This is a genomic window from Cellulomonas endophytica (genome assembly GCF_004123805.1).
GTDB lineage: Bacteria > Actinomycetota > Actinomycetes > Actinomycetales > Cellulomonadaceae > Cellulomonas > Cellulomonas endophytica.
In genome coordinates, this window is sequence record NZ_RWJX01000013.1 from 53,914 (window position 1) to 77,751 (window position 23,838).

General features: G+C 77.1%; 19 protein-coding genes, 1 pseudogene and 2 riboswitches. Of the genes and pseudogenes, 7 read left to right on the top strand and 13 right to left on the bottom strand.

The genetic code is table 11. The annotated features are described in order from the left end of the window. Window positions 1–119: 119 nt before the first annotated feature. Window positions 120–791 (top strand): DNA-3-methyladenine glycosylase I, encoded by a 672-nt coding sequence (locus EJA20_RS05980; RefSeq protein ID WP_129337251.1) that lies wholly within the window; start codon window positions 120–122, stop codon window positions 789–791. On the opposite strand, the gene EJA20_RS05985 is transcribed toward EJA20_RS05980, so the two are convergent. Genes EJA20_RS05985 through EJA20_RS06005 form a run of 4 tightly spaced genes read right to left on the bottom strand, consistent with a single transcriptional unit; the run spans window position 788 to window position 5,611 of the window. Then, window positions 788–2,164, bottom strand: coding sequence for an ABC transporter permease (locus EJA20_RS05985; protein ID WP_240675107.1), 1,377 nt, complete (start codon window positions 2,162–2,164; stop codon window positions 788–790). The genes EJA20_RS05980 and EJA20_RS05985 overlap by 4 nt on opposite strands. Continuing rightward, on the bottom strand, window positions 2,161–2,970 hold the full coding sequence (locus EJA20_RS05990; protein WP_129337252.1) for an ABC transporter ATP-binding protein: 810 nt from the start codon (window positions 2,968–2,970) through the stop codon (window positions 2,161–2,163). The genes EJA20_RS05985 and EJA20_RS05990 overlap by 4 nt, the downstream gene beginning before the upstream one ends. Then, on the bottom strand, window positions 2,967–4,667 hold the full coding sequence (locus EJA20_RS05995) for an RND family efflux transporter (protein WP_205687388.1): 1,701 nt from the start codon (window positions 4,665–4,667) through the stop codon (window positions 2,967–2,969). Before EJA20_RS05995 ends, EJA20_RS05990 begins: the two co-directional genes overlap by 4 nt. After that, entirely contained in the window at window positions 4,664–5,611 is a 948-nt protein-coding gene (locus tag EJA20_RS06005; protein ID WP_129337253.1) for a hypothetical protein, read from the bottom strand. Before EJA20_RS06005 ends, EJA20_RS05995 begins: the two co-directional genes overlap by 4 nt. 239 nt (window positions 5,612–5,850) lie before the next feature. Here EJA20_RS06005 and EJA20_RS06010 point away from each other — a divergent pair, with 239 nt between their 5' ends. Then, entirely contained in the window at window positions 5,851–6,672 is an 822-nt protein-coding gene (locus tag EJA20_RS06010) for an NUDIX domain-containing protein (protein WP_240675111.1), read from the top strand. Here EJA20_RS06010 and EJA20_RS06015 read toward each other — a convergent pair. Further along, entirely contained in the window at window positions 6,644–8,866 is a 2,223-nt protein-coding gene (locus EJA20_RS06015) for an NADP-dependent isocitrate dehydrogenase (RefSeq protein WP_129337254.1), read from the bottom strand. The genes EJA20_RS06010 and EJA20_RS06015 overlap by 29 nt on opposite strands. 213 nt (window positions 8,867–9,079) lie before the next feature. Continuing rightward, a riboswitch (SAM riboswitch) is annotated at window positions 9,080–9,187 on the top strand. Here EJA20_RS06015 and EJA20_RS06020 point away from each other — a divergent pair. The 4 genes from EJA20_RS06020 (at window position 9,181) to EJA20_RS06035 (ending at window position 14,148) form a co-directional block, all read left to right on the top strand. Then, window positions 9,181–10,281 carry a methylenetetrahydrofolate reductase gene (locus tag EJA20_RS06020; protein ID WP_129337255.1) on the top strand — a complete coding sequence of 367 codons (1,101 nt, stop codon included), beginning with the start codon at window positions 9,181–9,183 and terminating at the stop codon, window positions 10,279–10,281. Its footprint overlaps the riboswitch before it by 7 nt. An 89-nt stretch (window positions 10,282–10,370) precedes the next feature. After that, entirely contained in the window at window positions 10,371–12,731 is a 2,361-nt protein-coding gene (metE, locus tag EJA20_RS06025) for a 5-methyltetrahydropteroyltriglutamate--homocysteine S-methyltransferase (RefSeq protein WP_129337256.1), read from the top strand. A gap of 77 nt (window positions 12,732–12,808) precedes the next feature. Next, window positions 12,809–13,282, top strand: coding sequence for an SRPBCC family protein (locus tag EJA20_RS06030; RefSeq protein WP_205687389.1), 474 nt, complete (start codon window positions 12,809–12,811; stop codon window positions 13,280–13,282). 101 nt (window positions 13,283–13,383) lie between these two features. After that, window positions 13,384–14,148 (top strand): metallophosphoesterase family protein, encoded by a 765-nt coding sequence (locus EJA20_RS06035; protein WP_338068802.1) that lies wholly within the window; start codon window positions 13,384–13,386, stop codon window positions 14,146–14,148. A gap of 57 nt (window positions 14,149–14,205) precedes the next feature. Here EJA20_RS06035 and EJA20_RS06040 read toward each other — a convergent pair whose 3' ends face one another. From EJA20_RS06040 to EJA20_RS06075, 8 genes are all read right to left on the bottom strand, one after another. Further along, the gene (locus tag EJA20_RS06040; protein WP_129337257.1) at window positions 14,206–14,658 is read right to left on the bottom strand and encodes an Hsp20/alpha crystallin family protein; all 453 of its coding nucleotides are present in this window, start codon (window positions 14,656–14,658) and stop codon (window positions 14,206–14,208) included. A 226-nt stretch (window positions 14,659–14,884) separates the two neighbouring features. After that, entirely contained in the window at window positions 14,885–15,316 is a 432-nt protein-coding gene (locus tag EJA20_RS06045) for a (deoxy)nucleoside triphosphate pyrophosphohydrolase (RefSeq protein WP_129337258.1), read from the bottom strand. A gap of 91 nt (window positions 15,317–15,407) precedes the next feature. After that, on the bottom strand, window positions 15,408–15,647 hold the full coding sequence (locus EJA20_RS06050) for a LuxR C-terminal-related transcriptional regulator (protein ID WP_129337259.1): 240 nt from the start codon (window positions 15,645–15,647) through the stop codon (window positions 15,408–15,410). A 109-nt stretch (window positions 15,648–15,756) separates the two neighbouring features. After that, the gene (gene gcvH / locus EJA20_RS06055) at window positions 15,757–16,131 is read right to left on the bottom strand and encodes a glycine cleavage system protein GcvH (RefSeq protein ID WP_129337260.1); all 375 of its coding nucleotides are present in this window, start codon (window positions 16,129–16,131) and stop codon (window positions 15,757–15,759) included. A gap of 58 nt (window positions 16,132–16,189) precedes the next feature. Beyond that, window positions 16,190–17,482, bottom strand: coding sequence for a glycine cleavage system aminomethyltransferase GcvT (gcvT, locus tag EJA20_RS06060; RefSeq protein WP_240675112.1), 1,293 nt, complete (start codon window positions 17,480–17,482; stop codon window positions 16,190–16,192). Then, window positions 17,479–20,412 (bottom strand): aminomethyl-transferring glycine dehydrogenase, encoded by a 2,934-nt coding sequence (gene gcvP, locus EJA20_RS06065; RefSeq protein ID WP_420836406.1) that lies wholly within the window; start codon window positions 20,410–20,412, stop codon window positions 17,479–17,481. Before gcvP ends, gcvT begins: the two co-directional genes overlap by 4 nt. Before the next feature lie 370 nt (window positions 20,413–20,782). Then, a riboswitch (glycine riboswitch) is annotated at window positions 20,783–20,901 on the bottom strand. A 165-nt stretch (window positions 20,902–21,066) separates the two neighbouring features. Next, the gene (locus tag EJA20_RS06070) at window positions 21,067–21,561 is read right to left on the bottom strand and encodes a hypothetical protein (protein ID WP_129337261.1); all 495 of its coding nucleotides are present in this window, start codon (window positions 21,559–21,561) and stop codon (window positions 21,067–21,069) included. Next, entirely contained in the window at window positions 21,558–22,637 is a 1,080-nt protein-coding gene (locus tag EJA20_RS06075) for a lactate/malate family dehydrogenase (RefSeq protein WP_129337262.1), read from the bottom strand. Before EJA20_RS06075 ends, EJA20_RS06070 begins: the two co-directional genes overlap by 4 nt. A gap of 551 nt (window positions 22,638–23,188) precedes the next feature. Here EJA20_RS06075 and EJA20_RS06080 point away from each other — a divergent pair. Further along, window positions 23,189–23,838 (top strand): annotated as a pseudogene (locus EJA20_RS06080) (hypothetical protein); the annotation flags it as partial.

Consider the following 23,838-nt stretch of genomic DNA (forward strand, 5'->3'; position numbering starts at 1 on the left):
CAGGCGGACCGTCGCGCCGACGGCCCCCCGGGCCGCCCCCAGCCCGCGGCGGGGCGTCCCTCCCCCCGAGGCGCACTGCCCGGTCCCCGCCCGTCGGGGGGACCGGGCAGGATCGCGCCATGACGACGACCCCGACCGCCGCGGCCCCGTCCGACCCCGGGCTGACGGCCGCCGCCGCACCCGCGCCGACCACCGGACCGGCCGGCGACGCCGACCCCGGACGCCCCGCCGCCGGCCGGCGCTGCTTCGGCGACGGCGACCCGCTCTACGAGCGCTACCACGACGAGGAGTGGGGCGTCCCGGTCCACGACGACACGGCCCTGCTCGAGCGGCTCGCCCTCGAGGGCTTCCAGTCCGGCCTCGCGTGGATCACCGTGCTCCGCAAGCGCCCGGCGTTCCGGGAGGCCTTCGCGGGGTTCGACCCGGTCACCGTGGCGGGGTACGACGAGCACGACGTCGAGCGCCTCATGGCCGACGCCGGCATCGTGCGCAACCGCGCGAAGATCTCGGCGACGATCGCGAACGCGCGCGCCCTCGTCGAGCTGCACGCCGCGGGCCGGACGCTCGACGAGGTGCTGTGGTCGCACGCGCCCGCCGGACCCCGGCCCCGCGCCGCGACGTTCGCGGAGGTGCCCGGGAGCACCCCGGAGTCCGTGGCGCTGGCGAAGGCGCTCAAGCGGCTGGGCTTCCGGTTCGTCGGCCCGACGACCGCCTACGCGGCGATGCAGGCGTGCGGCGTCGTCGACGACCACCTCGCCGGCTGCCCCGTCGTGCTCGCGGGCAGGGGCTAGAGACCCCCGCGCAGCGCCGCCACGGGTTCCACGCGGGCCGCCCGCAGCGCCGGGTAGAGGCCGGCGAGCAGCCCGACGAGCGTGCCCGCCACGGCCGCCGCGGCCACGAGCCGCATCTCGAGGATCGGCGTCCAGTCCTGCACCGCCGACACCCCGGTGACCACGGCCACGCCGAGCGCGGCCCCGATGACGCCGCCGAGCGCCCCCACCACCGCCGACTCCAGGACGAACTGCGCCGCCACGTCGCGCCGGCGGGCCCCGAGCGCACGCCGCAGCCCGATCTCGCCCGTGCGCTCCATGACGGACAGCAGGGTGACGTTCGCGATGCCGACGCCGCCGATGAGCAGCGCCACGGCGCCGAGGGCCAGGAACACGACGTTGACGTCCGCCTGCACGTCCTGCTGCACCCCGGCCGGGCGGGCAGGGGCCTGGACGTCGATGGTCTCCGGCGCCCCCGGGTCGAGGGCCGTCGGCAGCTGCTCGGCCAGCACGGGCCCCGCCCCGACCGCGAGGAGCATCTGCACCTCCCCCGGGGCGACGAGCCCGAGGTCCGCCCGGGCGGTCCCCTCCGGCACGAGCACCGAGCCCAGGAGGTCCGAGCGGCGCTGGGCGTCCCCGAGGATGCCGATGACCTGGTACGCCCGCTCGCCCAGGAACACCGCGGGCTGCCGGTCGACGCGGCTGATGCCGAGGCGCTCCGCCGCGGTCGCGCCGAGGACGACGACGCGGTCGCCGCGCCGGTCGTTGCCGGCGTCGAAGAACCGCCCCTGGGACAGCTCCCCGCGGACGGCCGCGAGGAGCCCCGGCGACGTGGCCACGACCGCCGGGCCGGTCTGCGGCGGTGCCGCCGGGTCGTTCACGGGCACGGCGGACACGGTCGCGCCCCGCAGGTCGACGTCCGAGACCGTCGCGGCCGCCCGCACGCCGGCGATGCGCTCCGCACGCTCGGCGGCGTCCCAGGGCAGGGTGCCCACGGCCCGCTGGGTGCCCGACCACGTCGTCCGCTGCTCCGGCCGGGCCACCGCCTGGGTCGCCGCCACCGCGTCGAACTGCTCGTTGATGCGGTTCGCCGCGGTCTGCGCCAGGCCGAGGGTGACGACCACGGAGGCGATGCCGAGCACGGTCCCGAGCACGGTGAGCAGGAGGCGACCCGGGCGCGCGCCCGTCCCGGCCAGCGCCTCCCCGACGACGTCGCGCGGGCCGAAGCGGTCGCCGCGCGGCACCCGCGGCCGTCTCCCGGGGTGACCGCCGGTCACCGGGCCGGACGGTGCGTCCCCCGCCGTCCCGGTCGCACCGGTCGCGGCGCCGTCGGTCGCCGCCGTCGGGCCGCCCGCCGTCGTCCCCGTCGCCGGGTCGCCCGTCGCCGTGGTCACGCGATCTCCTCGAGGTGGCCGTCGGCGATGCGCACGCGGCGCCCCGCACGCGCCGCGACGTCGGCGTCGTGGGTGATGACGAGCAGCGTCAGCCCGTCGCGGTGCAGCTCGTCGAAGAGGTCGAGGACGTGCCCCGTGCTGGCGGAGTCGAGGTTGCCCGTGGGCTCGTCGGCGAGCAGCACGCCCGGCACCGTGACGACGGCCCGGGCCACCGCCACGCGCTGCCGCTCGCCGCCGGACAGCAGGGGCGGCAGGAACCCGGTCCGGTGCCCCAGCCCGACGCGCTCGAGGGCCTCCGTCGCCCGCCGGCGCCGCTCCCGGCGCGGGACGCCCGAGTACAGGGTCGCCAGCAGCACGTTCTCCAGCACCGTCCGGTGGGGCAGGAGGTGGAAGGCCTGGAACACGAACCCGATGCGCCCGGCCCGCAGCGCGGTCCGCACCGCCTCGGGGGCGCGCGCCGTCGGCGTCCCGTCGAGCAGGTACTCCCCCGCGGAGGGCCGGTCGAGCAGGCCGAGGAGGTTCAGGAGCGTGGACTTGCCCGAGCCCGAGGGGCCGACGATCGACAGGTAGTCCCCCGCGGCGACGCTGAGGTCGGCCGCGTGGAGGGCGTGCACCGGTTCGGCGCCCGGGAACCAGCGGGCGACGCCCCGCAGCTCGAGGACCGGAGACGTGTCCGGACCGGGTGCCGCCGGGGTGCCCGCACCGGGCGCGGGGTCCGCCACGGCGCCCCGCCGCGCCCCCCGCCGGGGTCGCCACCGCCCGGAGGGCGTGCCCGCGTCGTCGGACAGCAGGTCGGCGACGCTCATCCCGCGTCCGCGGTCGTGCCCTCGTCGTCGGCGTCCCGGTCCTCGCCGGGTCCCGCCCGGTCGTCGCCCGCCTGCACCCCGACGACCACGAGGTCGCCGGCGGCCAGCGGCTCCGCCGAGGAGGCGAGCTCCACGTAGCCGTCCGCCGCGAGGCCGGTCTCGACCTCGACGAGCCGGCCGGTCCCGTCCTCCCCCGCGAGCTCCACCCGGCTCTCGCCGCCGGGCCCGGCGGTGAGCGCGGCCAGCGGCACGGCCAGCACCTCCCCCTCGGTCGAGCTCACCGGGATCGTCACGCGCACGTTCTGGCCCTGGAGCGCGGACGCCTGCTCCGGCGTGAGCTCGCCGAAGGTGAGGACGACCGTCCGCTCACCCGTGTCGACCGCGCCGGTGCCGGGGTCCCCCTCACCCTCGGCCCCGTCGCCGCCCTCGGCGGGCTCCGGTGCGGCGGCGGCGGTGATCTCCGCGACGGTCACCGGCACGTCCGTGCCGTCGACGGCGACCGTGCCCGTGGTGCCGGCGGGCATGAGGTCCGCCTCCTCGACCGAGGCCTGCGCGCGCAGCTGGATCGTCGCGCCCGAGAGCGTGAGCACGTCCCCGGTGGCGGTCTGGCCGCGCTGGACCGCCACGGCGTCGACGCGCCGCGGCAGGGTCGGCACGAAGACGACCTCGGCGGCGGGGAGCGGGGTCAGCGACCGGGCCTGCGCCGTGCGCAGCTCGTCACGGGCACGCGTCACGGCCGTCGCGGCCGCGGTGACGGCCGCGGACTCCGGGCGCGTGTCGGGCGCGACGTCCACCGCCGCGCGGGCGGCGACGGCCGTGTCGAGGGCCGCCGCCAGCACCGCGAGCGCGGGCGCCGTGCAGTCCACCGTCGGGTCCCGCTCCTCGACGGCGAGGGCGCACTGCTGGCGGGCGAAGTCGACGCCGGTGCGGGCGACGACGACGTCCCCGTCCAGCCGCACGCGCTCGGCGGCGGTCACCGTGCCGCGCTGCGCCGTGGCGAGCGCCGCACGGGCGTCCGTCTCGGCCTCCTGCGCCGCCCGCAGCCCCTCCTGGGCGGCCTCCACGCCCGACGCCACCTCGGCGTCGACCGGGGGCGGCTCGTAGCCGACGCGCGCGTAGAGGGCGCGCACGCCCTCGGCCAGGGCCGCGTCGTACGTGTCCTCGGCGGGGTCGCCGGCGCCGATGCCCAGCGCGCCGAGCGACGCGCGCAGCTGCAGGACGTCGGGGCCGGAGACCCCCGCCCGCAGCGTGCGGTACGTCGGCAGGTCGCCGGGGAGCAGCACGACCGGCCGCCCCACCACCTCGAGGACCACGGAGGCGGCGTCGAGCGACGCCCCCACCGCGGGCACCTGACCCGTGACCACGGCGGGCCCGCCCAGGTCGCCCTGCTCGAGCCGCACGCCGACGGGGTCGTCGTAGCCGACGTCGCCGCGCAGCACGACCGTGCTGGCGATCGTGCGGCTCTCCACGGGCACGGTGATCGCCCCCGCGGTGGGCGCCGCCGCCCGCGCGGCCGCCTGCCCCGGTGACACGACGAACCGGCTGAGCAGCAGCCCGGCGCCCAGGCTGAGGACCGCGACGAGCGCGAGCACCACGACGGCGCGCCGGCCCCGGAGGCCGCCGGTGGCCGAGGACGACGGCACGGGCGCCGACGGGGACGGGGACGGGGACGGGGACGGGGAGGACGACGTGCTCACGACCCGTTCTTCTCCTGCATCGCGGCGACCCACGCGTCGACCTCGGCCTTGTTCTCGGCGTAGAAGGTCTCCTCCAGGTCGCTCGTCACCTGCCCGAGCACGCCGTCGAGGTCGGCACCCTCCCGGCAGCCGGCGTCCGCGACCGCCACGGCGATCTCCCGCTCCCGCAGGTCCGCCTCCACCGCCTCGTCGACCTCGCCGGTCGTCGAGGCCTCCCACATCGCGTTGAGGTCGTCGCTGATGCTCTGCTGCGCGTCCTCGGGGGCGGTGAAGTCGTGCCCCTCGTCGCCCATGCACGTGGCCCACTCCTGCTGCGCGGTGCGGTAGCGCGGGTCCTGCTGCGCGTCCTCGTAGATCTCGCCCAGGCGCGTCTGCAGGTCCTGCGTGTCCGTGCCCTCCACCTCGACCTCGAAGACCTCGTGCTGGGCGGCGCCGCTGCAGCCGGCGGTCGTCCAGTCGTACTCGACGGGCTCGTCCTCGGACGTCGTCCCCGTCTGGACGCCGTAGAGCGCCTCGTAGTACGCCTGCTGCTCGCCCTCGCCCATGGCCATGACGCGCTCGTCGTTCGGGTTCACGGGCATCTCCTCCTCCACGGAGGGGTCGTAGCCCTGGGCCTCGGCGAGCTCGTCGCTCGTGGTCATGCCGTAGCCGAACCTCTCGGCGAACTCGACGCTCCCCCACTCCGGGACGTCGCCGTCCTCGGGCACGACGAAGGACTGCCCGCTCGTGTCCACGGGCGTGTACTCGAAGCCCTGCTCGGCCATGCAGGCGGCGACGAGGTCCTCCACCTGCGCCTGCTGGTCGACCATCTGCTGCTCGTCCGGCTCGCCGTACGCCTCCTGCATCATGCGGCTGATCGGGCCCATCTCGGCCTCCTCCTCCGCCGCCGGCCCGTCCCCCGACGAGCACCCCGCGACGGCGAGCGCGACCAGCGCCCCCGTCACCACCGACCACGTCCCTGCACGCATCCTCGCGCCCCCCGTCCGACGACCCGTGCTGGGCCGGCGCGCCGACCGTAGCCGGGCCGGCGAGGGCGCCGTATCCACTCCCAGGAGGATCTTCTGTCCGCTTCCGGCCAGACCCGGGTCGCACGGCCCGGGCCCCGTCGTGCCCGTGACGCTTCGCCGGGGTCTCGCGATCCCTGTTCTTCCACGTTCGTGCGTGTTCTTCTACAGTCATACCCATGACGATGATGGTTCCGCGCCCGCCCGCTCCGCCCGCCCCGACCACGGGGCGTACCCCCGGAGCCCTCGTGCCACCCGTCGTCCGGTCCGGGCCGGGTCTGGACGTCCCGGACGCGCGGGGGCGCACGGGCCTGGACCGGGTCGGCCGCGACCTCACCGGGAACCCCGACGTCGTCGTGCGCGACGTCGAGCTGCTGGCATCGGGCTGGCACGTGCTCCGGCGCACGACGCTCGACCAGCGCGACCGCCACGGCCGCTGGAGCACGGTGCAGCGGGAGACCTACGACCGCGGCGACGGCGCCACGATCCTGCTGTACGACCCGACGCGCCGGACCGTGCTGCTCACCCGCCAGTTCCGCTTCCCCGTCTACGTCAGCGGGCACCCCGACGGCCTGCTCCTCGAGACGGCCGCCGGACTGCTCGACGAGGACGACCCGCTCACGGCGGTCCGCCGCGAGACGGCGGAGGAGCTCGGCGTGGTGCTCGACCGGGTCGAGCACCTGTTCGACCTGTGGACCAGCCCCGGGTCGGTCACGGAGCGGGTGCACTTCTACGCCGCGGAGTACCGGCCGCAGGACCGCACGGGGGCCGGCGGCGGCGTCGCGGAGGAGGGCGAGGAGGTCGAGGTCGTCGAGATGTCCTTCGACGAGGCGCTGGCGGGGATCGCGACCGGAGCGGTCGCGGACGCCAAGACCGTGGTCCTCCTGCAGTGGGCCGCGCTGTCGGGCCCCTTCCGCCGGTTAGGCGGGTCCGCACGCCGGCCGCCCCGGGGGCGGCCGGCGTGCGGTCCGGTCAGGCGAGGGTGGCGAGCGCCTCGTTGAAGGTGCGCGAGGGCCGCATGACGGCCGCGACCTTCGCCGCGTCCGTGCGGTAGTAGCCGCCGATGTCGGCCGGCGACCCCTGCACCGCGCGCAGCTCCTCGACGATCGTCGCCTCCGCCGCGCCGAGGCGCTCCGCGAAGGGTCCGAAGGCCGCCGCCAGCTCGGCGTCCTGCGTCTGCCGCGCCAGCTCCTGGGCCCAGTACAGGGCCAGGTAGAAGTGGCTGCCGCGGTTGTCGAGGCCGCCGACCTTCCGGTCGGGGCTGCGGTTCTCGGACAGGAACGTGCCCGTGGCCCGGTCGAGGGTGTCGGCGAGGACCTGGGCCCGCGCGTTGCCCGTGGTCGTCGCCAGGTGCTCGAAGCTCACCGCGAGCGCGAGGAACTCGCCCAGGCTGTCCCACCGCAGGAAGTTCTCCGCGACGAGCTGCTGCACGTGCTTGGGGGCCGATCCGCCCGCGCCCGTCTCGAACAGGCCGCCGCCGTGGATGAGCGGGACCACCGACAGCATCTTCGCGCTCGTGCCGAGCTCGAGGATGGGGAACAGGTCGGTGAGGTAGTCGCGCAGCACGTTGCCGGTGACGGAGATCGTGTCCTCGCCGCGGCGGATGCGCTCGAGGGAGTAGCGGGTGGCGGCGGACGGCTCGAGGACCTCGATCGTCAGGCCGTCGGTGTCGTGCTCGGCCAGGTACTCGCGGACCTTGGCGACGAGGTTGGCGTCGTGGGCACGGCCCTCGTCGAGCCAGAACACCGCCGGGACGCCGGTGGCGCGGGCGCGGGTCACCGCGAGCTTGACCCAGTCGCGGATGGCCACGTCCTTCGTCTGGCACATGCGCCAGATGTCGCCCGCCTCGACCTCGTGCTCCAGGCGCACCTCGCCCGAGGCGGCGTCGACGACCCGCACGGTGCCGGCGGCCGGCAGCTCGAACGTCTTGTCGTGGCTGCCGTACTCCTCGGCCTTCTGCGCCATGAGCCCGACGTTGGGCACGGAGCCCATGGTCGCCGGGTCGAAGGCGCCGTGGGCGCGGCAGTCGTCGATCGTCGTCTGGTAGACGCCGGCGTAGGAGGAGTCGGGGATGACCGCGAGCGTGTCGGCCTCCTGGCCGTCGGGGCCCCACATGTGGCCCGACGTGCGGATCATCGCCGGCATGGAGGCGTCGACGATGACGTCGCTCGGCACGTGCAGGTTCGTGATGCCCTTGTCGGAGTCGACCATGGCGAGCGCCGGGCCCTCGGCGAGGTCCTTCGCCACGGCCGCGCGGATGGCCTCGGCCTCCGGCAGCGCCTCGGCGCCCCGCAGGAGCGAGCCGAGGCCGTCGTTCGGGGACAGGCCCGCGGCCTCCAGCGTCGCACCGTGCTCGGCGAACAGCGTCGGGAGGAAGGTGCGCACCACGTGGCCGAAGATGATCGGGTCGCTGACCTTCATCATCGTGGCCTTGAGGTGCACGGAGAACAGCACGCCCTCGGCCTTGGCGCGGGCGACCTGCTCCTCGAGGAACCGGTCGAGCGCCGCCACGGACAGGAACGTGGCGTCGACGACCTCGCCGGCCGTCACCGGCACGGACTCCTTGAGCACCGGGGTGGCGCCGTCGGCCGTCACGAGCTCGATGCGCAGCGCGCCGTCCTCGGCCACGACGAACGACTGCTCGTTCGAGCGGAAGTCGTGCTCGCCCATCGTGGCGACGTTCGTCCGCGAGCCCGCCGTCCACGCGCCCATGCGGTGCGGGTGCTGCTGGGCGTACCGCTTCACGGAGGCGGGGGCCCGACGGTCGGAGTTGCCCTCGCGCAGCACGGGGTTCACGGCGCTGCCCTTGACGCGGTCGTACCGCGCGCGGGTCTCGCGCTCCTCGTCGGTCGCCGGGTTGTCCGGGTAGTCGGGCAGGTCGTAGCCCTGGGACTGCAGCTCGACGACCGCGGCCTTGAGCTGCGGCACGGACGCGGAGACGTTGGGCAGCTTGATGATGTTGGCCTCGGGCGTCTGCGCCAGGGCGCCGAGCTCGGCCAGCGCGTCTCCGACCCGCTGCTCCGGGGTCAGCCGCTCGGGGAACTGGGCCAGGACCCGGCCCGCCAGCGAGATGTCCCGCGTCTGGAGCGCGACGCCCGCCTGGGCCGCGTAGGCCTCGACGACGGGCAGCAGCGAGTGGGTCGCCAGCGCCGGGGCCTCGTCCGTGTAGGTGTAGATGATCGTGGAGCGGGTCACCGCTGTCCCTCCGCCGTCGACGTGTCTCGTGGTCACGGTACCGGCTCGGCCCCCACGGCCTCGCCCGCGGGGCGCGCGCACGCGGTCCACGGGCGGGCGCCCGGCCGCGGCGCGGACCTCCCCCGCGCGAGGGGCGGTCCCACCAGGTAGGACGAGGTGTCCGACCCGTGGACGCACTCTTGTCGCGGCGTCGGGGCGCTCCTAGCCTCCTCGCGACCATCCAGAGCGGCCGAGTGACCTGGCACGGTGACGCCGCAGCAACCCCCCTCCTGCAGGGTGCGGGTGCTTCCGCCAGGACCGATGGAGTCCCGACGATGACCGACCGACCCTGCCCCGACGGCACCGACCGCTGCCCCACGGGTCCCGAGGACCTGCCCGCCGTGGCCGAGCGCCCCACGCTGTCCTTCGAGCTGTACCCGCCGCGCACGCCCCAGGCCGAGCCCCGCCTGTGGGAGACGGTGCGGGCCCTGGAGGCCGTGCGGCCGGACTTCGTCTCCGTGACCTACGGGGCCTCGGGCAGCACCCGCGCCACCACGCGCGCGCTCGTGCGCCGCCTCCTGCGGGAGACCTCGCTCACCGCCATCGTGCACCTCACCTGCGTGGGGACCTCCCGCGAGGAGGTCGCGGCCGTCGTGCGGGAGTTCCTCGACGAGGGTGTCCGCGCCTTCCTCGCCCTGCGCGGGGACCCCCCGGCCGACGACGCGGCGTGGACCCCGCACCCCGAGGGCGTGGAGACCGCGGCGGAGCTCGTCGCGCTGCTGCGGCGCATCGAGGCCGACCGCGTGGCCGCCAGCCCGGCCCAGGCGGTGCGCGCCACCGTCCGGCCGCTGTCGCTGGCCGTGGCCGCCTTCCCGCGCGGCAACCACGCCACCGGCGGCACCCGCGCCCAGGACGTGCGCTCCCTGCTGGAGAAGCAGGCCGCGGGCGCCGACTTCGCCATCACGCAGGTCGTGCACTCCGCCGACGACTACGCCGGCCTCGTCGCGGAGGCCCGGGCCGCCGGCGTGCGCATCCCCGTCATCCCCGGCGTCCTGCCCGCCACCGACCCCGCGCGCCTGCGGCGCCTCGAGGGGCTGACCGGCGTCCCGACGCCGACGGACCTCCTCGCACGGCTCGACGCGGCGCCCGACGCCCGGGCCCGGTACGCGGTCGGCGTCGACGCCACCGCGGCCCTGCTGCGGGGGCTCCTCGACGCCGGCGCCCCCGGCCTGCACCTGTACACCTTCAACCAGCACCGCGCACCGCTCGACGCCCTGGCGCGCGCGGGCCTGGCCGGCCACCACCACGAGGCCGACGCCGGCCCCGACGCCGGCCCCGGGGTCGTCGTCGGGACCGGCGTCGGGACCGTCGTCGGGGCTCCGGCCGACCGGCCCGCCGGCGCCGACCGGGCCCCCGCCGCCCTCGTCGCCGGCTGAGGCGACCCCCGACCCACCGCAGGACCCGACCGCCCCGGGGTGACCCGGACCCCCGACCGGACGCCCGCGTCCCGACCAGGAGAGCCACCGTGACTTCCGCAGCGACCCCCGCCCCCCGCTTCCCCGCCGCCAGCGTGCTGGGCTACCCCCGCATCGGCCCGCGCCGCGAGCTGAAGAAGGCCCTCGAGGCGTTCTGGGCCGGCCGCACCTCCGCCGACGAGGTCGAGGCCACCGCCGCGGCCCTGCGCCGCCGCACCCGCACCCGTCTCGTCGAGCTCGGCCTGCGCGCCGACGACGCGTCCGTGCCCAGCGCCTTCTCCTTCTACGACCAGGTGCTCGACGCCGCCGTCACCGTCGGCGCGGTGCCGGAGCGCTTCGCCGACCTCGTCGGCCCGGACGGCTCCCTCGACCTGGCCGGCTACAGCACCGTCGCCCGCGGCCGCGGCGACGACCTGCCGCTGGAGATGACGAAGTGGTTCGACACGAACTACCACTACCTCGTCCCGGAGATCGGCCCGGGCACGCTCTTCCGCCTGGCGTCCGACCGCCCCGTCCGTGAGCTGGCCGAGGCCCTCGCCGACGGCGTGCTCACGCGGCCCGTGCTCGTCGGGCCGGTGACGTTCCTCGCGCTGTCCAAGCCCGCCGAGGGCAGCCCCGAGGGCTTCGCACCGCTGGACCGCCTCGCCGACCTGCTGCCCGTGTACGCGGAGCTGCTGCGGGCGCTGGCCGCCGCCGGTGCGACGTGGGTGCAGCTCGAGGAGCCGGCGCTGGTCTCCGACTCCGTGGACGCCTCGCCGGAGGCCCTCCTCGCCGCCACGGCGACCGCCTACCGCGTGCTGGCCGACGAGCTCGCGCGCCCCGAGCGGCCCGCGCTCCTCGTCGCCGCGCCCTACGGCGACCTCGGGGCGGCCCTGCCCGTGCTCGCCGCGACGTCCGTCGAGGCGGTCGGCCTCGACCTCGTCCGCGGCCGCGTCCCCGGGGCCCCCGTGCCCGGGCTCGAGGGCACGACCCTCGTCGCGGGCGTCGTCGACGGCCACAACGTCTGGCGCGCCGACCTCGACGCGAAGCTCACCCTGCTGGAGCGGCTGGAGCGGCTCGGCGCGGGCGGCGTCGCCGTCGGCACGTCGACGTCCCTGTTCCACGTGCCGCACGACGTGGCCGACGAGCCGCAGCTCGACCCGACGCTGGCGTCCTGGCTCGCCTTCGCCGACCAGAAGGTCGACGAGGTCGTCACGCTCGCCGAGGGCCTCGTCGAGGGGCGCGAGGCCGTGCACGACCGGCTCCGCGCCGCGTCCGAGGCCCTCGCCGGCCGGGCCGCCGCCCCCGGCGTCGTGCGCCCCGAGGTGCGCGCCCGCGTGGCCGCGCTCACGGACGCCGACGCCGTCCGCACCCCCTACGCCGAGCGCGAGCCGGCGCAGACGGCCCGCTTCGCCCTGCCGCCCCTGCCGACCACGACGATCGGCTCCTTCCCGCAGACCCCCGAGATCCGCAGGGCGCGTGCCGCCTTCGGGAAGGGCGAGCTCACGGCCGAGCAGTACGAGGACGAGATGCGCGCGGAGATCCGCCGCGTCGTGAGGCTGCAGGAGCGGCTCGGCCTGGACGTGCTCGTGCACGGCGAGCCCGAGCGCAACGACATGGTCCAGTACTTCGCCGAGCACCTCGACGGGTTCGCGGTGACGCAGAACGGCTGGGTGCAGTCCTACGGCTCGCGCTGCACGCGCCCGTCGCTGCTGTGGGGCGACGTGTCCCGCCCGGCGCCCATCACGGTCGCCTGGTCCTCCTACACGCAGTCCCTCACCCCGAAGCCGGTGAAGGGCATGCTCACGGGTCCGGTGACGATCCTCGCCTGGTCCTTCGTGCGCGACGACCAGCCGCTGGGCGCCACCGCGGACCAGGTCGCGCTCGCCCTGCGCGACGAGATCGCCGACCTCGAGGCCGCCGGCATCGGGATCATCCAGGTCGACGAGCCCGCCCTGCGTGAGCTCCTGCCCCTGCGCCGCGCCGACCAGCCGGACTACCTCGCGTGGTCCGTGCGCTCCTTCCGCCTGGCCACGGCGGGCGTGCGCGACGAGACGCAGGTCCACACCCACCTGTGCTACTCCGAGTTCGGCGAGGTCATCGACGCGATCGACGGCCTCGACGCCGACGTCACGAGCATCGAGGCGGCGCGCTCGAAGATGGAGATCCTCGGCGACGTGGCCGCCTCGGGCTTCGAGCGGCAGATCGGCCCGGGCGTCTACGACATCCACTCCCCGCGCGTGCCCGGCACCGCGGAGGTGACGGAGCTGCTCACGGAGGCCGTCCGCTCCATCGACCCCGCCCGCGTGTGGGTCAACCCCGACTGCGGCCTGAAGACCCGGCGCTACGAGGAGGTCGAGCCGGCGCTCGCGCACCTCGTCGCGGCGACGCGGGCCGTGCGCGAGAGCCGCGCGGTCGCCGCGACGGTCTGACCGCAGCCGCAGCCGCGCCCGCCCCGGTGCCGCCCCCTCGACGGGCGGCGCCGGGGTGCGGGCGCGATGCTCGTGGCGTGCCCCTCCCCCTCCTGCACCGCCTGCGACGCCGTGCCGGGGCGGGCCCGGTCGTCCTGCGCGCCCGTGGTCCGGTCGACCCCGCGACGGCGTGGCAGCGGTACGACCGCGTCGCGCTGTGGCCGGCGTGGTCGCCGCACCTGCTCCGGGTGCGCTGCGACCACGCGACGCTCACCGCCGGCGCCCGCGGCCGGGTGCACGGGCCGCTGGGCGTGACGGCGCGGTTCGTCGTGCTGGCCGTCGACGCCCCCGGGCGGCGGTGGACGTGGCGCGTGACGTCCGGGCCCCTCACGGTCGTCCTCGAGCACGGGGTGGACGCCGCGGCCGGCGGCGGCGCGCGCACGTGGCTCCGCATGGAGGGTCCGCTCCCGGCGCTGCTCGGCTACGCCCCCCTCGCGTGGTGGTCGCTGCACCGTCTGGTGACCCTGCCGGCCCTGCGGCACCCGGGGGTGGACCCCGTGACCGGGCCCTGAGCGGCGCCGGACCGCCCGCGCGGCCGGCGACCCCTCGGTACCCTGGGGCCCGGTCGTCCGCCGGCGGGCAGCACCGTCGACCGCGACCGCGAGGAGGGCACGTGCCGGACCTGGAGCGCATCGCGCTGGTCTCCGACGTCCACGGCAACCTCACCGCGTACCGCGCGGTCCTGGCGGACATCGCCGCGCGGGGCATCCGCACGGTCATCAACCTCGGGGACGTCGCCGGCAAGGGGCCCCGCGGGTCGGCGGCGATCGCCCTGACCCGCGAGCGCTGCGCCGTCACCGTGCGGGGCAACTGGGACGACTTCCTGCCCGACGCCCCGCCGGAGCGCGACCCCGACGTCGCGTGGTGGCGGGCGGAGCTGACGGAGAGCGACCGCGACTGGCTGCGGCAGCTCCCGCTCGTCCACCACCTCGAGCTCAGCGGGCGGCGCATCCGCCTCGTCCACGCCTCGGCGCAGGGGGTCTACACGCGGGTCCACCGGACCCACACGGACGAGCAGTTCGACGCCATGTTCGCCACGACGGAGCTCACCGGGCCCGGCCCGGCACCGACGATGGTCGGCTACGGCGACGTCCACGACGCCTACGTCGAGACCGTCGAGGGCCGGACCCTCTTCAACGTCGGCAGCGCCGGCAACCCGCTCGACGAGCCCGTGCCGTCCTACGCGGTCCTCGAGGGCGTCCCCGGCGGCACCACGGCCGACCCGTTCGCCCTCACGCTCGTCCGGGTGCCCTACGACGTCGAGGCGGAGATCGCCGTCGCCCGCCGGGCCGGCATGCCGACGCTGGACGCGTGGACGATCGAGCTGCGCACGGGCGTCTACCGCGGCCACCACGCCGAGCGCGGCCTGCGCCCCTGACGCGCGCGCGAGGGCCCGGGCCGTCGTGGCGGCCCGGGCCCTCGTGGTCCCGGCCGGTCAGGCCTGCGCGCCCTCGGGCTGCGCGGCGCCGGTCGTGATCTGCGACGACGAGCCGCCGTGCTGCACCTCGATGCGCCGCGGCTTCGCCTCCTCGGCCACGGGGATCGAGAGGGTGAGCACGCCGTCGGCGTAGGTCGCGGAGATGCGGTCCAGCGCGAGGCCGCGGCCCACCGTCAGCTGACGCGCGTAGGTGCCCACGGGCCGCTCCTTGGCCAGCCACTGCACGTCCTGCTCCGTGCGCGGGGTGCGCTGCGCCCGGATCGTCAGGGTGCGGTCCTCGACGGCGACGTCGATCGTGCCCGGGTCGGCCCCCGGCAGGTCGACGTGGAGCACGTAGTGGTCGCCGGAGCGGTACAGGTCCATCGGCATGCTGGCCGTCGCGCGGTCGGCGGCGAACATCTGCCCGAGCAGCCGGTCCATCTCCTGGAACGGGTCGAGACGCGTAGCCACTGCCCTCACCTCCTCGTCGGAGGACCCCGGACCTCCCGGGGTCCCTGGCGCTGACGCGGTGGCGGTGGCCGTCACCGCGTCGCGGCTACGAGAATTTTCTAGCACTCAGCGGGTGGGAGTGCCAAGACCTTCCGAGCGCGTTCGCCCACGGCGATCGCGGCGCCGGGCGGGGCAGGACCGCCGGGCGCCGGCGTGCGGGCCGAGGGCTCGAGGAGGGGCCGGACCCTCAGGCGGCGTCGTCCGCGTCCACGAGGCGGCGCACGGCCTCGACGATCGGGACGTCGGCGTCCAGCCACGGCACGTCGAGCCACTGCCCGGACGGCAGCCAGCGCAGCTCGTCGTGCTCGACGAGCGGGGTGGGGGTACCGCGGACGACCTCCGCGAGCCAGAGCCGGAGGACGAGGCCGTCGTTGATGCGCCACAGGCCCTGCTCGGGGCCGGGCACCTCGTCGCCGAGGCCGACGGCGACGCCGAGCTCCTCGCGGAGCTCGCGGTGCAGCGCCTCCTCGGGGTCCTCGCCCGGCTCGACCTTGCCACCGGGGAACTCCCACCGGCCGGCGAGGCTGGCCGGCGACGACCGCCGCGCGGCGAGGAGCGTGCGCGGCTCGTCGAGGTCGTCCACGAGGGCGGCCGCGACGACGAGGACGGGGGCGGTCATGCCCGCATCCTGCCAGCCGCGGGTGCCGGGTCCGGGCACCCGCAGCCGGGGACGGGGGTGGCGCTCGCCACCCTCGTCGGAGGGACCAGGGTCAGCGGATGCCGTGCTCGACGGCCCAGGCGACCGCCTCGGAGCGCGTGGAGGCGCCGATCTTCTTGTAGACGCTGCGCACCTGCGACTTCACCGTGTTGCGGGTGACGAAGAGGCGCGTGGCGATCTCCTCGAGCGTGACGTCCTCGCCGAGCTCGGCGAGGACGACGCGCTCGCGACGCGTCAGGCCGGGGGCGAGGGACGTCGTCGCGGGCTCGCGCAGCTGGACCATGGTGCTCATCTGGACCCTCCAAGACTCGGACGACCCCCCGTGCGGGGTCGTTCGCTTCGTGCGTGTCCAAGAGAGCGCGAGCACCCGCGGTCATGACGCGGGTTCGACGAGCAGTTTTTCAGCCGGCGTTCTGCGCCGCGTACTGCTCCGCCGTGAGGAGGTCCCCGGTCGCCTCGACGTCGACCCGGAGCAGCCAGCCGGCGCCGTACGGGTCGCCGTTGACGACCGACGGGTCGTCCACCGCGGCCGTGTTGACCTCCACGACCGTGCCGGTCACCGGCGAGTAGAGCTCGGAGACGGACTTCGTCGACTCGATCTCGCCCACGACGGCGCCGGCCGTCACGGTGTCGCCCACGGCGGGCAGCTCGAGGTAGACCACGTCGCCGAGCGCGTCGGCCGCCACGGCGGTGATGCCGAAGGTCGCGGGCTCACCGTCCCGCAGCCACTCGTGCTCGGCGGTGTAGTGCAGGTCGGCGGGCAGCTCGGCGGTCATCGGTGCTCCTTGCGCGGGCGGTGACGGAGGTGGGGGCCGGGGGGACGCGGGTCGGGGTCTAGCGGGGACGACGGTAGAAGGGCAGGGGCACCACGCGCACGGGTTCGCGCCGGCCCCGCACGTCGACGGCGAGCGCGGTGCCCGCGCCGGAGACCTCGGGCGTCACGTAGGCCATCGCCACGGGGTGGCCGAGCGTGGGGGACGGCGCACCGGACGTCACCGTCCCCACCCGGGGCGCGTCGGGCGCCTCGCCGGCGTGGACGGGGTGCCCCTCCCGCGCGGCGCGGCGGCCCAGGCCCTGGAGCCCGACGAGCACCCGGGCCGGTGCGGACCCCGCGCGCGCCGCGAGCGCCGCCCGCCCGACGAAGGGCACCGGGCGCCCCTCGCCGTCGGTCTTGTCGAGCCGCACCACGCGGCCCAGGCCCGCCTCGAACGGCGTCGTGGTCGTGTCGAGCTCGTGCCCGTACAGGGGCATCCCGGCCTCGAGGCGCAGGCTGTCGCGGGCGGCGAGCCCGGCCGGCACGAGGCCGAGCGGGGCGCCCGCCGCCAGGAGCGCGCGCCACAGCGCGCGGGCGTCGGCGGCGTCGAGGAACAGCTCGAAGCCGTCCTCGCCCGTGTAGCCCGTCCGCGCGGCGAGGACGGGGCGACCGGCGAACGTCACCGGCAGGCACGCGTAGTACCGCAGGGTCGCGAGCGGACCGTCGGCGGCGAGCCCGCCGGCCGTCCCGGCCTCGCCCCCGGTGCCGAGCGCCGTCGCACCGGCCGCCGTCACCGCACCGCCGGCGTCGGCCGGCTCGGCGAGGCCGGCGGTGGCGCGCAGGACGTCGAGGGCTCGGGGGCCCTGCACCGCGACGAGCGCGGTGGCGTCGGTCCGGTCCGTGACGGTCACGGCCGCGGTGCCGGTGGCCCCGCCCGCGGCGGACGCCGCCCACGCCGCCGCCCGCTCCGTCAGCGCCGCGAGCACGACCGCGTGATTGGCCGCGTTCGCCACGACGAGGTACTCCTGCGCCCCCGTCCGGTAGACGACGAGGTCGTCGAGCACGCCGCCGTCCTCGGCGCAGAGCATCGTGTAGCGCGCGCCGTGCACGCGCAGGCCGCCGAGGTTCCCCACCAGGGCGGCGTCGAGCGCCGCCCCCGCCCCCGGGCCCGTCACGGCGATCTCGCCCATGTGCGACAGGTCGAACAGGCCCGCGGCGGTCCGCGTCGCGGTGTGCTCGGCGAGGTCGGAGGTGTACCGCAGCGGCATGAGCCACCCGGCGAAGGGCACGAGGGCCGCCCCGAGGGCGACGTGCTCCTCGTGCAGGGGCGAGCGGCGGTCGTCGGGGGCCGGCACGCCCGGGTCGAGGCTCACGCGCGCACCCCCGCCCTGGCGAGGCCCTCGGCCACCGCGTCCTGGGGGACCCCGTCCACCGCGTCCTCGGCGAACGCCTCCACGGGCGGGCAGGCGCACACGAGGTTGCGGTCGCCGTGCGCGCCGTCGACGCGGCGGACGGGCGGCCAGTACTTCGCGGCGCGGACCGCGGGCGTCGGGTAGGCGGCCTGCTCCCGCCCGTAGGGCCGGTCCCACACGTCCGCGGTCACGGCGGCCGCGGTGTGGGGGGCGTTCCGCAGCGGCGAGTCCGCCAGCGCCCACCGGCCGGCGGCGACCTCGTCGATCTCGGCGCGGATCGCGACCATGGCGTCGACGAAGCGGTCGAGCTCGGCGAGGTCCTCGCTCTCCGTGGGCTCCACCATGAGCGTGCCCGCCACGGGGAACGAGAGCGTCGGCGCGTGGAAGCCGTGGTCCATGAGCCGCTTGGCGACGTCCTCGGCGGTGACGCCCGTGCTCGCGGTCAGGGGCCGCAGGTCGAGGATGCACTCGTGCGCGACGAGCCCGCCCGGGCCCGTGTACAGCACGGGGTAGTGCTCGGCCAGCCGCGTCGCGAGGTAGTTCGCGGCGAGCACCGCGGTCTCGGTGGCGCGGCGCAGGCCGTCGGGGCCCATGAGCGCCACGTAGGCCCAGGAGATCGGCAGGATGCCCGCCGACCCCCAGGGCGCGGCCGAGACGGGCGTGCCGAGCCGCGCCGGCCCGTCGTCGCCGCCCGTCCCCGGGCGGAGCCCGGTCGGCGTCGGGTCGCCCGGCAGGTACGGCGCGAGGTGCGCCGCGACCGCGACGGGCCCGACGCCCGGGCCGCCGCCGCCGTGCGGGATGCAGAACGTCTTGTGCAGGTTGAGGTGCGAGACGTCGCCGCCGAGCTCCGCGGGGCGCGCGAGCCCGACGAGCGCGTTGAGGTTCGCGCCGTCGATGTAGACCTGCCCGCCGGCGGCGTGCACGCGGCCCGTCACCTCGCGCACGTGCTCCTCGAAGACGCCGTGCGTCGAGGGGTAGGTGAGCATGATCGCCGCGACGCGCGGGCCGTGCTGCTCGAGCTTCGCGTCGAGGTCGGCGAGGTCCACGGACCCGTCGGGCGCCGTGGCGACGACGACGACCCGCAGGCCCGCCAGGGCGGCCGACGCCGCGTTCGTCCCGTGCGCGGAGGCCGGGATGAGGCAGACGTCGCGGTCGGGCTGCCCCTCGGCGGCGTTCGCCCGGTGGTAGGCGTGGATCGCCAGCAGGCCGGCGAGCTCGCCCTGCGACCCCGCGTTGGGCTGCACCGACACCGCGGCGTAGCCCGTGATCTCGGCGAGCCAGCCCTGCAGCTCCTCGACGAGCTGCGCCGTGCCACGCGTCTGGTCGGCCGGCGCGTAGGGGTGGATGTCGGCGAACTCGGGCCAGGAGATCGGCTCCATCTCCACCGTCGCGTTGAGCTTCATCGTGCACGAGCCCAGCGGGATCATCGTGCGGTCCAGCGCGAGGTCGAGGTCGGACAGGCGCCGCAGGTAGCGCAGCATCGCCGTCTCGGAGCGGTGGCGGTGGAACACGGGGTGCGTGAGGTAGTCCGTGGTGCGGCGCAGGTGGTCCGGCAGGGGCGCCGTGCCGCCGGAGGCGAAGCCGAGGGCGAAGCCGAGGGCGAAGGACCCGTCCTCGGCGACGTCCTCGGTCGTCGTCCCCGCCGCCACGAAGGCCCCGAGCACGGACGCCAGGTGGTCGGCGGTGGTGCGCTCGTCGCAGGCGACCTGGACGTGGTCGGCGTCCGGCGCCCAGAGGTTGATCCCGGCCCGGGCGGCGGCCTCGAGCACCCCGGCGGCGGCCCCCGGCACGACGGCGCGCACCGTGTCGAAGACGACCTCGTGCTCGACGACGACGCCGAGGTCGCGCAGCGCGGTCCCCAGCGCCACCGCGTGCCCGTGCACCCGCTCGGCGATGGCGCGCAGGCCGTCGGGGCCGTGGTGCACCGCGTACATCGAGGCGACGACCGCGAGCAGGGCCTGCGCGGTGCAGATGTTGCTCGTCGCCTTCTCGCGGCGGATGTGCTGCTCACGCGTCTGCAGCGCCAGGCGCAGGGCGGGCGCGCCGTCCGCGTCGACGGACAGCCCCACGAGCCGGCCGGGCAGGGTCCGCTCGAGCCCGGCCCGGACCGCCATGAAGGCCGCGTGCGGCCCGCCGCCGAAGAGCGGCACGCCGAAGCGCTGCGCCGAGCCGACGGACACGTCGGCGCCGGCCTCGCCCGGGGCCTGGAGGAGGGTGAGCGCGAGAGGGTCCGCGGCGACGGTGACGAGCGCGCCGCGCTCCCGGGCCGCGGCCACGACCGGGCCGAGGTCGAGCACGCGGCCCGAGGCGCCGACCTGCTGCACGACGACGCCGAGCAGCCGGCCCTCGACCTCCGGCAGTCCCTGCGCGAGGTCCGCGACGACGACGGGCAGCCCGATGGCCTCCGCCCGCCCGAGCGTCACGGCGAGGGACTGGCCGAACAGCTCCGCGTCGAGGACGACCGTGCCGGCGGCGTTCTTCTGGGCGCGCCACATGAGCGCGACGGCCTCGGCGACGGCCGTGGCCTCGTCGAGCAGCGACGCGTTGGCCGTCGGCAGGCCGGTGAGGTCCGCGACGACGGTCTGGAAGTTCAGCAACGCCTCGAGCCGGCCCTGGGAGATCTCCGGCTGGTACGGCGTGTACGCCGTGTACCAGGCGGGCGACTCCAGCACGTTGCGGCGGATGACGCCGGGCGTGATCGTGCCGGAGTAGCCCTGGCCGATCATCGGCGTGAGGACCCGGTTACGAGCGGCGATCGCACGCAGGTCGGCGAGGACCGTCTCCTCCGAGCGCGCGGCGGGCAGGTCGAGGGGGCGGTCCGTGCGGATCGTGGCGGGGACGGCCGCGTCGACGAGGGCGTCGAGGCTGCGGTGGCCCAGGGCGGCGAGCATGCGCGCCGTCTCGTCGCCGCGGGGGCCCACGTGCCGGTCGGCGAAGACCTCCGCCGCCGGCGTGCGCAGGGCGGCCACGGGCGGGCGGGTCGCCGACCCGTCGGTGCGGGCGGGGGCGTCGGGGAGGGTCGCGGTGTCGGGTCGCGCGAGGTCGAGCTGGTCGGTCACGTGGGCTCCGCAGGGTCGTCCGGCGCAGGGCCGGGACGGGCAGGGGCTCCCCGCTCTGTCACCTGCGCGCCGGGAGGGCGCGCGGACCTGAGAGTTTGGCCGGTCCGCCGTGGCCCTCGCAGGGCCCGGGGCGCGCCGGCTTGCACCGTCGGTGGGCCCGTCCGCGCCGGTGGCGCGGGGGCGGACCGCTTTCCAGAGTCGCCTCGCCGTGGCGGTGCGGGTGCCTGAGAGTTTCCCGGGGAGGGTTGCTCCTACGGCGCCCCGTGCGGCCGGTCCCGGGCTGCGGGCACGGCCGGGCGGGGTCTCTCCCGCCACGGTTCGAGCAGCATGTTCGGTTGTGGGTGCTGCCGTGGTGCACGTGCAGGTGCCAGGGTAGCCGTCGCCGCCGCGGCGCGGGCGGTGACCCGGGCCACGGGCTCGGCGCCGGCGTCGGGCGGGTCAGGCGTCGGGCGGGTCAGACGTCCGGCGGGTCAGACGTCCGGCGGGTCAGACGTCCGGCGGAGGCACGACGAGCGTCGCGGTGCGGACCCCGTCCCGGTGCGCGGCGGCGACGGCCCGCTCGACCTCCGCCAGCGGCCCCTCGACGACGAGGGGCCCGTCCCCGGACCACCGCACCGCGGCCCCGGCCGCCGGCACGCGCCCCGTCCCGGGCGCCTCGTGCAGCACGGCGACGGCGCGGACGGCGGGGTCGTCGGCCCGGTGCACGACGACGCCGTGCACGGCGGCGAGCCGCCCGACGCTGCGCTCGAGGACCCGGCAGCGCCGCGGCGTCGCGCGGAACGACACGACGACCCAGCCCGGCTCGTCGGCCGCCTCTCCGGCGGAGAGCCCGTCGAAGTTCACGCCGCGGGTGGCGAAGACGCCCGCCAGTGCCGCCACGGTGCCCGTGCGGTGGTCGGCCCGGACGAAGGCGACCCAGCGCACCTCGTCGTCGGCCGCGACGGGCTCCCGCACCCCGTCGTCGGGCGCCCCGTCGCTCATGCCGGCACCCGCCGCGTCCACGGGCGGCTCGCCTCCGCGATGCGCGCGGCCGACCCGGCCAGCCGGCGCTCCTCGTCGTCCGGGAGCGCGTCGAGCAGCACACGGGTCCACCCCTCCGGGCCCAGGACGAGCGGGACGCCCAGCACCCCGTGCCAGGGGCGGCCGCCGAGGACGACCTCCCCCGCCAGCGCCACCTGCCCGGCCACGACGATCTCCCGCCCGTCGAGGATCGTGTCGACGAGGTCGATGGTGGCGCTGGCCGTCCCCGCCGCGGTCTTCGCGCCGCTCTGGTGCGTGAGGGAGGGCTGCAGGACGACCCGCAGCTCGGGGGGCAGCGTCTCGACCAGCGCGAACGCCGCTGCCGTGTCGTGCTCGACGAGCGGCGTCAGCCGGGCCCGCGCCGCCGCCACGCGCTCGGCGAAGCCGTCGAGGGTCGTCGTGCGGCGCAGCGCGGCCACCGCGCGCTCGCGCTCGGCCCGGTCGAGGCCGCTCACGCGGACGGTCGACCACAGCGGCACGAGGTCGTCGCCGTGCTGGCCCGCCACGAAGCCGCCGACCCGGTGGCGCCGGACGCCGAGCTCCACGGCGACCTCCCGGCGGAAGCGCAGGGTGTCGAGCCAGGCGCCCATGCCCACCACCCGGTGCCGGCCGAGGCGCTCCGCGAGCACCGCGACGCCGAGCTCGACCGGGTTGGACACGACGATGACGACCTCGCTGCCCGAGCCGCCCGCGGCCAGCGCGTCGCCGTAGGCGGCGAAGACGGCGGCGTTCTCCGCCGCGAGCGCGGACCGGTCGGTGCTCGCGCCGGCGCGGGCGGGTGCGGTGCGGCCGGCGCACACCACCACGACGTCCGCCACCACGTCCGCCGGGTCGAGCGCCACGTCGAGCAGGGGCGCCACCTCGTCGTACGCGTCGACGAGGTCCGCGCGCAGCCCGTGCACCGCCCGGGCGGAGGCACCGTCGGGTCGCCCGACGAGCTGCAGCCGCGACGACGTGGGCAGGATGCGCCGCTCGACGAGCTGCGTGCACACCTGCCGGCCCACGTCCCCGGTCGCCCCGAGCACCGCCACGTCCATGCGCCGCACCCTAGGCGCCCCACCCCTCCCACCCGCGCCACGCCGACGCATCCTTGAAGAAGCGCTGCACCGGCGGCGCGGCACGCCGTCCGCCCGGCGCGCCCGGCGGCGTGTCGCCGCACCGGTGCAGCGTCCCTCCACACGCGCGGCGAGGGAGGGCGTCGCCCGGGTCGGTACGCGCGTCGGCGCGGCACGCCGGCGGGCCCGGGCGCACCGCGGCCTCGACGAGGCATACGCACCGCCCGCGGCGGCACACGGCCCCTCGGGCCGCCGCATGCAGCGAAGGGACGCTGCACCGGCGGCGCGGCACGCCGTCGGTCCGGCGCGTCCGGCGGCGTGGCGCCGCACCGGTGCAGCGTCCCTCCACGCAGGCGGCGAGGAGGGGGGCTGATGGGGCGAGGGACTGGCTCCCGGGCGAGAGCAGAGGACGCAGGGGCGGCGGGGCGCGGGTGGCACGGGGTGCGGGCGCGGGTGGGCGGGGCGGGGCTTCGCTGAGGGGAGGGCGAGGGCGGGCCACCCACGGGGACCCGCCGGGGTGGCACGCTCAGCGCGTGACGGACGCCGCTGGACCGCTCGCCCCACCCTCCCCGGCAGGGCACGGGCCCGAGCGGGACGGGCGCGGTCCCGGCCACCCGGAGGGACGGCCGGACGGGTCCGTCCGCGAGCCCGGGCGGCGCCGCACGTCCGCGGCCACGCTGCGCGGGGTGGTGGCCGGGCTCCTGGCGGGCGCGCTCACGCTGGCGGTCGCCGGTGTCGCCGCCGCCCTCACCGCACCGGACGCGGCGCCGCTCGACGCGCTCGGGGACGCGTTCATCGACCTCACGCCCGCGTGGCTCAAGGACCTCGCCATCGCGGCGTTCGGGACGGCTGACAAGACCGCGCTGCTGGTCGGGATGGTGCTCGTCGTGGCGCTCCTCGCGGCCGGCCTCGGGGTGCTCGCGCGGCACCACCTCCGGCTCGCGCTGCTCGGCGTCGTCGGGCTCGGCGCGCTGGCGGCGGCCGCGGCGCTGGGCCGGCCGGGTGCAGGGCAGCTCGCACCGGTGCCCTCGCTGGTGGGAGCGGCCGCGGGCGTCCTCGCCCTCACCGCCCTCGCACGCCGCGCCGGCCCGCCGACCCGGGACGGGCGCGACCCCCTGCGCGGCGACGCCCCCGGGCGGCGCGCCTTCCTCTCCGCCGCGCTCGTCGTCGCCGGCGTGGCCGC

Excerpts from the sequence above, each read along its gene's own strand:
- EJA20_RS05980 (WP_129337251.1), top strand. The coding sequence starts at position 120 with ATGACGACGACCCCGACCGCCGCGGCCCCGTCCGACCCCGGGCTGACG.
- EJA20_RS05990 (WP_129337252.1), bottom strand. The coding sequence starts at position 2,970 with ATGAGCGTCGCCGACCTGCTGTCCGACGACGCGGGCACGCCCTCCGGG.
- EJA20_RS06010 (WP_240675111.1), top strand. The coding sequence starts at position 5,851 with ATGACGATGATGGTTCCGCGCCCGCCCGCTCCGCCCGCCCCGACCACG.
- EJA20_RS06020 (WP_129337255.1), top strand. The coding sequence starts at position 9,181 with ATGACCGACCGACCCTGCCCCGACGGCACCGACCGCTGCCCCACGGGT.
- EJA20_RS06045 (WP_129337258.1), bottom strand. The coding sequence starts at position 15,316 with ATGACCGCCCCCGTCCTCGTCGTCGCGGCCGCCCTCGTGGACGACCTC.
- EJA20_RS06050 (WP_129337259.1), bottom strand. The coding sequence starts at position 15,647 with ATGAGCACCATGGTCCAGCTGCGCGAGCCCGCGACGACGTCCCTCGCC.
- gcvH (WP_129337260.1), bottom strand. The coding sequence starts at position 16,131 with ATGACCGCCGAGCTGCCCGCCGACCTGCACTACACCGCCGAGCACGAG.
- gcvP (WP_420836406.1), bottom strand. The coding sequence starts at position 20,412 with ATGCTCGCCGCCCTGGGCCACCGCAGCCTCGACGCCCTCGTCGACGCG.
- EJA20_RS06070 (WP_129337261.1), bottom strand. The coding sequence starts at position 21,561 with ATGAGCGACGGGGCGCCCGACGACGGGGTGCGGGAGCCCGTCGCGGCC.
- EJA20_RS06075 (WP_129337262.1), bottom strand. The coding sequence starts at position 22,637 with ATGGACGTGGCGGTGCTCGGGGCGACCGGGGACGTGGGCCGGCAGGTG.